The organism is Leifsonia aquatica H1aii (assembly GCF_000633535.1).
GTDB classification, from domain to species: domain Bacteria; phylum Actinomycetota; class Actinomycetes; order Actinomycetales; family Microbacteriaceae; genus Leifsonia; species Leifsonia aquatica_A.
In genome coordinates this window covers 1-12688 of sequence record NZ_AYMR01000022.1, presented here as the reverse complement: position 1 = coordinate 12688, position 12688 = coordinate 1, and the positions used below count along the sequence as shown (strand labels likewise).

At 72.9% G+C, this 12688-nt stretch carries 6 protein-coding genes; all 6 read left to right on the top strand.

Going from position 1 to position 12688, the window contains the following annotated elements; genetic code table 11:
* Positions 1–73: 73 nt before the first annotated feature.
* On the top strand, positions 74–1210 hold the full coding sequence (locus U870_RS0118395) for a serine/threonine-protein kinase (protein WP_025158843.1): 1137 nt from the start codon (positions 74–76) through the stop codon (positions 1208–1210).
* Positions 1207–7257 (top strand): Ig-like domain-containing protein, encoded by a 6051-nt coding sequence (locus tag U870_RS0118390; protein ID WP_025158842.1) that lies wholly within the window; start codon positions 1207–1209, stop codon positions 7255–7257. The genes U870_RS0118395 and U870_RS0118390 overlap by 4 nt, the downstream gene beginning before the upstream one ends.
* 49 nt (positions 7258–7306) lie before the next feature.
* Positions 7307–8272 (top strand): AAA family ATPase, encoded by a 966-nt coding sequence (locus tag U870_RS0118385; RefSeq protein WP_025158841.1) that lies wholly within the window; start codon positions 7307–7309, stop codon positions 8270–8272.
* A gap of 5 nt (positions 8273–8277) precedes the next feature.
* Positions 8278–9651, top strand: a complete 1374-nt coding sequence (locus U870_RS0118380) for a DUF58 domain-containing protein (protein ID WP_025158840.1) — start codon at positions 8278–8280, stop codon at positions 9649–9651.
* On the top strand, positions 9648–12191 hold the full coding sequence (locus U870_RS0118375; protein ID WP_025158839.1) for a transglutaminase domain-containing protein: 2544 nt from the start codon (positions 9648–9650) through the stop codon (positions 12189–12191). Before U870_RS0118380 ends, U870_RS0118375 begins: the two co-directional genes overlap by 4 nt.
* Positions 12188–12688: DUF5684 domain-containing protein (locus U870_RS0118370; protein WP_025158838.1), on the top strand; the 501-nt coding region annotated here is incomplete at its 3' end. The genes U870_RS0118375 and U870_RS0118370, both read left to right, overlap by 4 nt.

The following is a 12688-nucleotide window of genomic DNA, read 5'->3' as shown; positions in this document are numbered from 1 at the left end:
CCGGGGCCGCACGGACCGGTTCGTCGGGGGAGAGGGTCATCATGCGCGGTCGTGCGGAGCGGGAGGCGAAGGCATGACCAGGCGGGCCATCGCATCGCCTCCGGTGCTTCCCGGCTACGCCGTGATCCGGCCCCTCGGGTCCGGCGGCTTCGCCGACGTCTTCCTGTACGAGCAGGATCTCCCGCGTCGCGTGGTCGCCGTGAAGGTGCTCGCGGCGGAGGCGGTCAACGACGAGACGCTCCGCGCGTTCAATGCCGAGGCGGACATCCTCGCCCGGCTGAGCGCCCACCCGGCGATCGTGACGGTGCACCTCGCGAGCATCTCCTCCGACGGCCGGCCGTTCTTCGTCATGGAGTACTGCCCCGACACGATGAGCGCTCGGCTGCGACGCGACAGTCTGGCCCTCACGACGGTGCTCGAGACGGGGGTGCGCATCGCCGGTGCCGTCGAGACCGTGCACCGCGCGGGGCTGCTGCACCGCGACATCAAGCCGTCCAACATCCTGATCACCGCGCTCGGATCGTCCGTGCTCGCGGACTTCGGCATCGCGGCCGCGGGCGACGAAGACGGCGACGTGGCGATGTCGGTGCCGTGGTCGGCGCCCGAGGTGCTCCAGGAGACCACCAACGGCACCGTCGCCAGTGAGGTCTGGAGCCTCGCGGCGACCGTGTACACGCTGCTGACCGGCCGCAGCCCGTTCGAGTCGGACCGCCGGCAGGCGAACACCCGCGATCTGATGACCGGGCGCATCCTCAAGGCGGTGTACACACCCACCGGCCGCGACGACGTCCCGACGCGACTGGAGGAGGCCCTCCGAACCGGCCTGTCCAAGGATCCGTCGCGCCGGTTCTCCTCCGCCCAGGCCTTCGCCGAGGAGCTGCGCTGGGTGCAGTACGAGCTCGGCATCCCGCCGACGGCGATCGAGGTCGCCTCGCCGGAGTGGGCGCGCGCGGCCGGACTCATCGACCTCGCCGACAGCGGTCGCCGCGGTCCCGTCGTCTCCACCGTCAACCCCGATTCGCGCCGCGCGCAGCGCGAGGCGAAGCAGGCGGCCGCGGCCGCCGAGGCGAAGCGCGACCGCGACGGCCTCGTGGTCCGCGAACGCCGGTGGGCGGGCAACCCCCTCGTGCCCGCGCTGATCGGCGCCGGAGTCGCCGTGGTCGCGGTGGTCGGCATCGGTGCCGCGCTGATCGTGGGCGGAGTGCTGTGAGGCAGCAGGCACCGCGTCGCCGCTTCGGCCGTGCCGCCTCGGCGGCGGCCGTCGTGGCCGCCCTCGCCCTGGTCGTGACGGGCGCGGTGGTCGCGCAGGGCTATGACACGCAGAAGTCCGACGCGGTCGAGAGCTCGGTCTGGGTGACCAAGTCGTCGGGGAAGTACGCGCGCGTGGACACCGATCTCGGCCAGCTCAGCACGGTCAGGGACGCGGAGGATCCGAGCGGCGTCGTGCAGCACGGCTCCGACTCGATCGTGTTCACGCAGGGCTACCGCCAGGCGTGGGCGGTCGATCCGGCCGATCCCACGGCGCTGGTGGAGGGATCCTCCAGCGCCTCCGCCGGCCCGACGAGCGGCTCCGCGTCCGGGGCGTCGTCGTCGGCCGGCGCCGCCACCGGCGCTTCCACGCCGAGCGGGACGCGCCAGGTCCAGTCGGCCGGCGACTGGGCGCTCTATCTCACGGACACGGGCACGATCTACCTCCAGCAGCTCTCGGCGAAGGGGTCGGCGGCCAAGCCGGTGCAGATCGACCCGACGCAGCAGGAACGGGCGACCGCCGGCCCGGACGCGGGCTCCGGCGCGCAGGGCTACATCGCCACGGCGGCGACGGTCGGCGCCGACGGAACCGTGGCCGTGTACTCCGCGAAGGAGCGCGCGGTGCGCGTCTACGACGCGGCCCAGGGCTCGTGGACGGGTGGGGCTGCGAAACTCGCGTCGCCCCCGCCCGCCTCTGCGAAGGTCGCGCTCGCCCTCGCCGGGACCGCCTGGGTGCTCGCCGCTCCCGCGCAGAGCAAGGCCTGGATCGCGGGCACGGGCGCGCCCGTGGACGTCCGTCTCGGCGGCGATGCGGTCGCCGGATCCACCTCCGGCGACGGGACGGCGTACTTCGCCGACGGTTCGGGACTGGTCTCGGTGCAGGTGCGCAGCGGCCAGTCTGGGCGAACCGTCGAGGCGTCCGGCACGCCCGCCGCGCCGACAGAGGTGGCGGGGACGGTCTACGCTGCATGGGTCTCCACGACGACCGGGCGGCTGTGGTCGTCCGCCGGTGGCGCGAAGACGCTCGCCCTGCCGGACGGCGGACTCGAGGACGCCCGATCGATCGCACCGCAGATCCTGAGCAACGGCGAGCGGGCCGTACTCGACGAGACGGACTCCGGGACGCTGTGGACCCTCCCGGACGGCGCGCTCATCCCGCCCTCCCAGTGGAACGCGGACGACGAGAAGAAGACGCAGCAGACCGAGACGACGACCCAGGTCGAGGAGGTCACCGAGGAGACGCCCCCGGTGGCGCAGCCGTCGAGCTTCGGCGTGCGTGCCGGCGCCAGCGCCATCCTGCCTGTGCTGCTCAACGCCCACTCGCCGATGAAACGGGCGGTGCTGACGATCGTTCCCGGCTCGCTGAGCGGCCTGAGCGATCCCGGATTCGGCGACCTCTCGCTCACGGCGGACGACCAGCAGCTGGCGATCCAGGTGCGCGCCCAGAGCGGCACGGCGACGTTCAGCTACGTCGTCACGGACGGGATCATGCAGTCGGAGCCCGCCACGGTGACCCTGCACGTCGTCCCGGAGGCGGAGAACAGCGCGCCGGTGTGGTGCGGCATCGAGAACTGCATGCAGACCTGGCCGACCGTCTCGCTCGCTCCGGGTGGTACCGTCACCGTCCCTGTGCTGACGGCCTGGGTGGACCCGGACGGCGACCCGCTCGCACTCGCGGACGCCCGCAAGTCCGACGCCTCCGCGCCGATCCGCGTGGTCGCGACGGCGGACGGCCGCGTCGCCGTGCGGCACACCGATCCCAACGCGGGGGCGGGGACCTATGCGGTCACGGTGACGGTGGTCGACGCGAACGGGGCGGAGACCACCAAGGAGCTCATCGTCTCGGTGGCGGCGGATCCCGTGCTGACGACGGTGCCCGCGGCCGTCGTCACCGGCGTGGGCGAACCGCGCACCGAGGCGATCGCCGATCACGTGGAAGGGGGGTCGGGGTCGTACCGGCTCACCGACGCGGTCATCACCACGGGCGACAAGGACAATGCCACCGTGACGCCGAACGCGGCCGCGGGAACCATCCAGCTGACCGCGAAGGCGGCGGGGGAGTACCTGATCGGCTACACGGTGCAGGACGCCCAGACCACGGCGGAGCAGACCGGTGTGCTCCGCTTCAGCGTGGTCCCGGGCGGCAGGCCGTTGACCATCCCTCCGCTCGTCGCGTTCGCGCGCACCCAGGAGGACACCACCCTGGACGTGCTACAGGCCGTCCAGAACACGTCCGGCCGGGTCCTCGCCGTCCAGTCCGTGTCGTCGAGCCAGGAGCGGCTCTCCGCGAGCGTGGTCGACAACGCCCAGGTGCGGGTCAGCGGCACCACCGAGGACGGCCGACCGGGTCGCATCGGCACGGCGACGGTCACCATCGGAGACGGCGCCGGTCAGTCCGTCGTGGGCGAGATCACGGTCTTCCTCGTCGACCCGGCCACGGGTATCGGGCCGATCGCACGACCCGACGCCGTCACGGTGCGCGCCGGGACCCAGGTGGACATCCCCGTCACGGCGAACGACATCGCACCGCGCGGGGAGCGCCTGGTGCTGTCGCCGCAGATTGAGGGCTCCGGTGCGCCGGGCGAGCTCGTCTTCGCCGCGGGCGACACCGTGCGCTACCTGGCCCCGGCGAAGCCCGGGACCTACACGCTGCACTACTCCGACTATGTGGAGTCCGATCCAAGCCGGCTCGACTCGACGGAGATCACGGTGACCGTCGTGGCCGATGGCGCGAACCATGCGCCCGAGCCGACGGCGCTCACCGGCCGTGTGCGCGCGGGTGGCACCGTGACGCTCGGCATCCCGTCGGCGGGTCAGGACCCCGACGGCGACGCGACCGTGCTCTCGGCGCTGGCCCAGCCGAAGGCGGGGGCCGGAACGGCCACGATCGGCCCGGACGGCCGCTCGGTGGTCTACGCCGCACCCGCCGGCGGCGTGAGCGGAGGCCAGGTCTCCTTCGGATACACCCTGCGTGATCCCGCCGGGGCGACCGGGGACGGCGTCATCCGCGTCGCGGTCCTCGCCTCCGCGGATGCCGACGTGGCGCCGATCACCTACAGCGACGCGGTGCGGACGGTGCGCGGCTCGACGACGCCGCTGACCGTGCAGCCCCTGCTCAACGACCGCGACCCGGCCGGAGGCACGCTGAGCCTCGTGTCGGTGGTGCCGAACGCTCCCGAGCTGCCGGGGGCGAGCGAGTACAACCGCCTGAAGGGGCTGATCGCCTCGGGCACCGACCTGAAGGCGGGCACCGTGCGTCTGCTCCCGGGCGATGTGGAGGGCGTGCAGTCGTACCTCTACACCGTGCGGTCCTCGGCGACCTCCAGCACCGCCCAGGGCCTGATCGTGGTGACGGTGACCGCCGAGGCGGCGACTGACATCCCCGTCGTCACGGACACCGTCATCGGAACCCGCGACCGCAGCGAGCTGGGGAGCGGCATCGACGTCGTGGCGGGCAAGACCGTGTGGAGTTCGGGCAGCATCTCCGACCTCACGCTGTCGATCTGGGGGCCGTCGGCGTCCGGCTACACGGTGAAGGGGCACCGGATCAGCGGGCCGGCGCCCGAGCGCGGTGCGCTCGTGCCGTTCTCCCTCACCGGCACGGACCAGACCGGACGGAAGTCGGTCGGCTACGGCTTCCTGCGCATCCCCGCCTTCGACGACATGCGCCTCCAGCTCGCCGGAGGGCTGCAGGCCTATCGCGTCGGGGAGGAGCAGACCGTCTCGCTCCCTCTGAAGGAGGCCGTCGACCTGGCCTCGGGCGACACGCTCCAGATGCGCGACGACGGATCGTTCGCCGTGCAGCGCGCCAACGCCCGCTGCACCCCGTCGAGCAGTGCCGCCGCCTCGTACGCGGCGGGGCGCGAGGCGCCGTGGACCGACACCTGCACCGTGCAGGTGCGGCTGGCCGGGCAGTCGACGTGGACGGCGCTGCCGATCCCGGTCGCCATCCAGCCGAAGAGCCCGCAGGCGCAGCTCAACTCGGTCAGCCGGACCGTGGCCCCCGGGGCCTCGCAGACCATCGACCTCTACAAGGACCTCACCAGCTGGGAGGGCGGCCGCGTCGGCGACCAGAACGCGCTCGACTACGCGATCGCCTACTCCGGGACGAACTTCGCGGTCACCCAGAGCGGTCGCACTCTGACCGCGACGGCACGCGCAGACGCGCACCCCGGAGCCCGCGAGACGGTCGGCGTGACCGTGACCGCGTTCGGCGGGCTCGTCGCGAACGTGACGCTGGTCGTCGGCGCCGCGCCGCCGGACGCGCCCCGCGCCGCGACCTTCACGCAGACCTGCGCGGTGAGCAGCGGCCCCTCGTGCTCGGTCACCGTCATCGGCGTTCCGGGGGAGTACGACCCGTTCCAGGGCAAGCAGGGATCGGGGCTCAAGCTGGTCGGGCTCGGCCAGACGACCTGCGCCGTCGCCGCGATCTCCGCCTCCGGCACCACCGCCGTCACCGCCACCTGGCCGGGCGGTGCGAAGCCGGCGGGAGGAAGCTGCCTCGTGCCGTACATCGTCGCGGACGCCCAGGGACGCACCGGCGGCGGCACCCTGACGCTGGACGTGCAGGGCTACCCGGCTCCGCCCAGCTCGATCACGACCACCGGCTACACCGGGTCGAGCGTGACGATGCTCGTGACCCTGGGGGAGGCGGCGCTCGCGCACCCGGGTCTGCGCGGGGTCTCGATCGTCGAGAACGGTCAATCGGTCTCCTCCAGCTGCTCCCCGGGGGCGGCAGGCACATACACCTGCACGGTCGGCGGCCTCGTCAACGGGCAGCGCCACACGTTCACCGCGCGCGCCGTCAACGCGGTCGGCGAGTCGCTCGACACGACGCCGGTGGTCACCTGGGCCTACCAACCCCCGGTGATCAGCGGGGGGAGCGCCACCACTTCCTACGACCCGGCACGCACGACGGCGACCCAGGGCGTGCTGAACCTCGCCATCCAGTCCAGCGACGACACCAGCGCGTTCCAGATCAGTGTGGACGGGAACGCCGTCGCGCAGGTCGCACGCTCCGGCGCGACCACCACCTGGACGGGCCTGGCGGCGCCGGGCTCGCGCACCGTCTCGGTGGTTCCGGTCAGTCAGTTCCAGCCTCCGCTCGGCTCGGGCAACACCGGATCGACGTGGACGCAGACCGCGCAGGTCGCCGGCTCGCCGATCGTCACCTCCAACGGCGCCCTCGTCGCGTCGTCGAACACCTCGCTGCAGTTGCGCGACGTGGGGGTGGACGCCAACCACAGCTCCACGGGAGTCTCCGTGCTCTACGCCGTGTGGAAGAAGGGGGCGCCCCAGCCGAACTGCTCGATGGACCGCACCGGCAATCCGGTGATGGCAGGCGGGCAGAGCTCGACGGACTTCAGCGGCCTGGACCAGTACACCCAGTACGACGGGCAGGCGTGCGCCGCCAACGGCTTCGGAGCGGTTGCCTCGGGTGTCCAGTCGGCGTGGACCTTCCAGACCGCGCCGGGCGGATCGGCGACCACCTACTCGGTGGGCACCGACCCGTCGCGGACCATCACGTCGACGGGCCCGTCCGGGACCCACACGTCGGGATACGAGTTCCTGACCGTCAACGCGCCGGACGTGCCGCAGCGGGCAGCGTTCACCGTCCTGTACCGGATCAACGGCTCGCTGACGCCGAACTTCGCCCTGTCGAAGGACAGCGATCCGGGCAGCATCACCTACAGCTACTGCTTCCTCGGCTCGGCCGGCGCCTGCGGTGCGGGGTCGCCGGTCACGACGTCGACGGTGCCGACGACGGTGACGGTGAACGTCCCCACCGATTGCACGGCGACCCCGTCGCCGGACGACGTCACGTTCTCGACCGCCGTCAGGTCGGCGAACGCGTACACGGTCGCCGTCGCCACCGACGCGACGACGCTGACCGTGACCTACACGGTGACCTTCACCGGCGCGTACGCGGCGCTCGGCGAGCGCACGCTGACCCGCTGCGGGGTCGCAGCGCCGACGAACCCCGACCCGGGCGGCGGCGGCACGCCATGACGAACCGCAGCACCCGCCCATCCCCGCGACCGACGACCGAGGAAGACGCATGACCATCACCCCCGAACAGACCGCCTGGTTCCAGTCGACGTTCGCCCAGCTCGTCGACAACGTCGAGCAGGCCATCCTCGGCAAGCGGCACATCGTCGAGCTCGTCTTCGCGACCCTGCTGAGCGAGGGCCACGTGCTGCTCGAAGACGTCCCCGGCACCGGTAAGACGGCACTCGCCCGGGCACTCGGGCAGACGATCCGCGGCACCTCGACCCGCATCCAGTTCACCCCGGACCTGCTCCCCGGAGACGTGACGGGCATCACGGTCTACGACCAGAAACGCGGCGAGTTCGAATTCCACACCGGACCGATCTTCGCGAACGTGGTGCTCGCCGACGAGATCAACCGCGCCAGCCCGAAGACCCAGTCCGCGCTGCTCGAGGTGATGGAGGAGGGGCGGGTCACCGTCGACGGCGTCACCCGCCCGGTCGGCGTCCCGTTCGTGGTGATCGCCACCCAGAACCCGGTGGAGCAGGCAGGCACCTACCGCCTCCCGGAGGCGCAGCTGGACCGCTTCATGATCCGCGCCTCGATCGGCTACCCGGACGACGCCTCGACGCTCCGCATCCTGCAGGGGGCCATGCACCCCCGCCGCGAGGTTCCGGAGATCGTCGACGCGCAGATGATCGTCACGATGGCCGACCTCGTCGGGGGCGTCTACAGCAGCCCGCTCGTGCTCGACTACATCATGCGGCTCATCGCGGCGACCCGCCGGGCGAGCGAGGTCAGGCTGGGAGCGAGCGTGCGCGGGGCCCTCGCCCTCGCCCGACTCGCCTCGACCTGGGCCGTCGCCCACGGGCGCAGCTTCGTCACCCCCGACGACGTGCGCGACCTCGCGCTCCCGGTGCTCGCCCACCGCCTGGTGCTCAACCCGGACGCGGAGTTCGACGGCGTCACCGCCGACGCCGTGGTCGGGCAGATCCTGCTCGACGTCGAGGCCCCCGTGGAGAACGGGGCGGCCTGAGCCGGATGACCGAGTACGACGACACCTCCTCGCGGCTGACGCGCACCGTCACCGGGACGCGCACGCGCGCCTCGACGGTGACCAGCGTCACGAGGAGCAGCACCGGCCTCGTCGAGGACGGCGTCTTCTGGGGCCGCTCGGCCGCAGCGGCCGTCGGCTCGGCGCTGCGCGGGGCCGTGCGCTGGCTGGCGGAGACCGTCACCGCGCCCGGCTGGCTGGTGGTCTGCGTGCTCGTGGCGGGTGCGCTCGCGGGTTGGCTCGCGGGCTGGAGCATCGGCTGGATCGTCGCTGCGGCCTCCGCCGCACTCCTCGTCGTCTGCGTGCCGTTCCTGCTGGGGTCCCACGACTACCGCGTGCAGCTCGCGCTGGACCGGGAGCGTGTCGTGGCGGGCGACGACGTGACCGGTTCCCTCGTCGTCCGCAACGCGGGCACCCGTACGTCCCTCCCGGGCCGGGTGGACGTCCCGATCGGAACCGGTCTGGCCGAGGCGTACGTCCCGCTGCTCGCGGCGGGGGCGGAGCACACCGAGCGCCTGTCGATCGCCGCTGCGCGACGCGGGGTCATCGACGTCGGCCCCGTGTCGGTGTCGCGAGGCGACCCGGTCGGGCTGCTGCGGCGCGAGGCGCTCTGGCCGGAGGTCCACACCCTCCACGTGCATCCCGTCACCGCCCGGATCCCGGGCGCCAGCGCGGGGCTCATCCGCGATCTCGAGGGTCTGCCGACCAGCACCATCGTCGACGCCGACCTGGCCTTCCACGCCATCCGCGACTACGTCCCCGGCGACTCCCGCCGGCACGTGCACTGGAAGTCGACCGCCAAGACCGGCCGCCTCATGGTCCGCCAGTACGAGGAGGCCCGGCACTCGCGCATCGCGGTCACGATCGGCATCACCGCGGACGAGGAGTACGAGTCCGACGACGAGTTCGAGCTCGCCGTCAGCGTCGCCGCCTCGCTGAGCCTGCAGGCGGTGCGCGACGGCCGCGAGCTGGTCGTGACGACGAGTGCGGAACGCCCCGAGCTCGTCCGCGGCGAGGTCGTCACCATCCGCACCCTCCCGACGCGGAACGCGGCGACGATGCTCGACGGCTTCTCGGAGATCGAGCTGGCGGAGCGTGCGAGCCGCCTGGAAGACGTCGCCAAGCTCACGGCGCAGTCCCATCCCGACCTCTCCGTCGTCGTCCTCGTGACGGGCGCGCACACCCCGCTCGGCCGGCTGCGCGCCGCCTCTGTCTCGTTCGGCCCGGACACCCGGTGCGTCGGCGTCCGCTGCGACCTCGGCGCCGACCCGGCCGTCCGGCGGCTGGGGCCACTCAGCATCCTCACCGTCGGCGCCCTCGACGACCTCGGAAAGCTCATCGCCCGCGGAGCACTCCAGTGAGCGCGCCCTCGGGACCCGACGACACGCGGGCGGCCGCTCGCCGGGCACGGGCGCGGCGGACGACCTCCGTGCGGCCCGATCTGCCGCAGACGGTCCTCGCGTGCGCCTTCGTGCTCGTCGGGCTCGCGCTCGCCTGCGCGCTCGCCTGGCCGATCTACCGGACGCCGTCGCTGATCGGGGTCGCCGCCTACGCCGGCATCGTCGGCGTCGGCACGGCGATCGTCGCCCGGATGCGACGGTGGCCGCTCTGGCTGCATCTGCTCGTGGTGGCGGCGTTCTACCTCCTCGGCGTCGTCCCGCTCGCCGTCCCCTCCGCCCTCGCGTCGCCGATCGGGGTGCTGCGGGGACTGCTGGACGGGATCACCGGCATCGTCCTGGGCTGGAAGCAGCTGCTCACACTCGACCTGCCGGTCGGTTCGTACCAGGCCGTCCTCGTGCCGGTCTACGCCCTGTTCCTGATCGGAACGGCGCTCGCGGCGGCACTGGCGCTGTCGCCCGGTCGCCGTGCCGCCGTCGCCGTCCCGGTCGTGCTCGCGATGGGGGTCTTCGGGATCGCCTTCGGTGCGACCGACCCCGGGGCGCCGCTGCTGATCGCGGGCGTCCGGATCGACGCTCCTCGGGAAGTGCTGCTCGGGCTGCTCCTCGTGGCGGCCTCGCTCCTCTGGCTCACGCTGCGGTCCCGCCTGCGTCGTCGTGCCGCGCTCGCCGCCGCCCGGGGCACCGTCGGCGTCGTGCGGCAGGGGTCGGCCTCGACCGCCGTGGCCGTCCGTCGGCGCCTGCTGGGGGCCGCGCTGATCGTGGTGGCCCTCGTGGCGGGCTTCACCGCCGGCCCCGCCCTGGCGGGCGTGAGCGCGCGGGAGACGCTGCGCACCTCCACCGAGCCGCTCCTCGTCGTGCAGCAGCAGACGACGCCCCTGGGGCGCTATCGCGCCTCGTTCGAGAAGGACGCCTACGACCGCGTCCTGTTCACGGTCTCGGGGGCCGACACGAACATCGACCGGCTGCGGATGGCGACGCTCGACGACTGGGACGGCGAGCACTTCCTCGTCTCCGCCGACGCTCGCTTCTCCCGCCTCCCGGGCGGCTCGCCCGCGGCCTCCGCCCGTCCGCTCACGGTCACCATCGGCGACGGCTATTCGGGCATCTGGCTGCCGATGCCGTCGGACGCCCGCACGGCGCCGTCCTTCTCCGGATCGCGCGCGGCCGCACTGGCCGACGCCTTCTATCTCGACAAGCAGACCGGTGCCGGCATCGACGTCGCCGCCGAGGCCGATGGAGTGCGCGGGGTGAAGGCCGGCGACAGCTATGAGGTCCAGGGGACCGGGACGCCGGAGGTCGCGCTCGCCGACCCCGGCAGCAGCAGCCTGCTCGACCTCACGCAGCATCCCCAGCTCGCCGCCTGGGTGAAGGCCCAGCAGCAGCCGCGCACCGTTGCCGGGTTCGAGGAGCTGGTGAAGCGGTTGCGCGATCGCGGCTACCTCAGCCATTCGCTCGCCGAGGACGACCAGGCGTCCGCGTGGATCTCCGCCCTGCGCAGCCAGTCCGCCTACCCGTTCGAGTCGAGCTTCGCCGGACACTCGACCGCGCGCGTCGAGGAGCTGTTCAGCCAGCTCCTCGAGCAGCAGAACCGGGTCGGGAGCGCCTCCAGCGCCGACCTGCTCGTCGCGGGGGTCGGCGACGACGAGCAGTTCGCCGCCGCAGGCGCCCTGCTCGCGCGCGCCGTCGGGTACGAGTCCCGCGTCGTCGTCGGTGTGCGGATGGGAGCCGGCGAGACCGGCGGGATTCCGGCGTGCTCACGCGAATGCACGGGTGCGAACCTCGCAGCGTGGATCGAAGTCCGCGCCCCCGGGGCGGACCGATGGACGACGGTCGACGTCGAGCCGCAGTTCACCCAGGCGCCGACCCTGATCGCCGTCGACCACCAATTGCCGAAGAACCCCACCGTCCCCGAGCAACCGCAGGTCGGGACCGTGCTCCCTCCCGCGGCGCAGCACGACGACCGCGATGCGACCCGCGCGGTGGTGGCCGAGCAGCCCGAATGGGTCGCGGTCCTGCTGCGCGTGCTCGCGATCGTGGGGCTCGTCCTCGCCACGCTGGTGTTTGTGACGCTGCCATTCCTCGTCGTCCTCGTCGCCAAGCGGGCGCGTCGTCGGCGTCGACGTCGCGCCCCCGTGCCGGAGGTCGCCGTGGTCGGCGCGTGGGCGGACCTGATGGACGTCCGGACGGACATCGGAGAGCCTGCTCTCGCGGGAACCCGTCGCGACATCGCGGCGGCGTCGGGGTCGGCCGCGGCGATCGACCTGGCGGCCCTCGTCGACATCGCCGTCTTCGCCGAGCACCCGCCCACCCGGGACGCGGCCGACCGTGCGTGGGACCTGGTCGATGCCGAGCGCGCACGCCTGCGGAGCGTGCACGGGCCCGTCCGTTCGCTGCTCGCCGCGCTCACTCCGGCGTCCTTCGTGCGTGCGCTCGGCCGGCCGTGGTCGGTGCCCTCCTGGCGTTCGTTGTCAGCGCCCCGATCCCGGAAGGCGGGCGCATGACCGACACGACCGCGACCCTCCTCGTCCTCACCACCGTCATCACATCGATCGCGCTGATCGTCGGACTCGCCGTCTTCCTCTGGTACGCGGCGGCGCTGTCGCGCGTCTTCGCGCGTCGCGGGGTCGAACCCTGGCGCGCCTGGGTGCCCGTGCTCAACGAGGCGGAGATCCTGCGCCTCGGCGGCCGCCCGGCCTGGGCGGTCGTGTTCTTCTTCATCCCGATCGTCTGCCTCTACGCCGTCGTGCTGCGTGGGATGGCGGCGTACCGGATCGGCGCGACGTTCGGTCGCGGAGGCGGCGCGACCGTGCTGGCCGTGCTCCTCCCTCCGGTGTGGGCGACGGTGCTGGCGTCGACCAGGGAGCCGCGACCCGCCGATGCTCCACCGCTGGGTCGCGCCGAGCAGCTCGACGTGCGCGACGCGCCGGCGGAAGCCGTGCCTCCTGTCACGAGCGTGTCTCCTGTGGCGACCGTGCCTTCTGTCACGACCGTGCCTCCT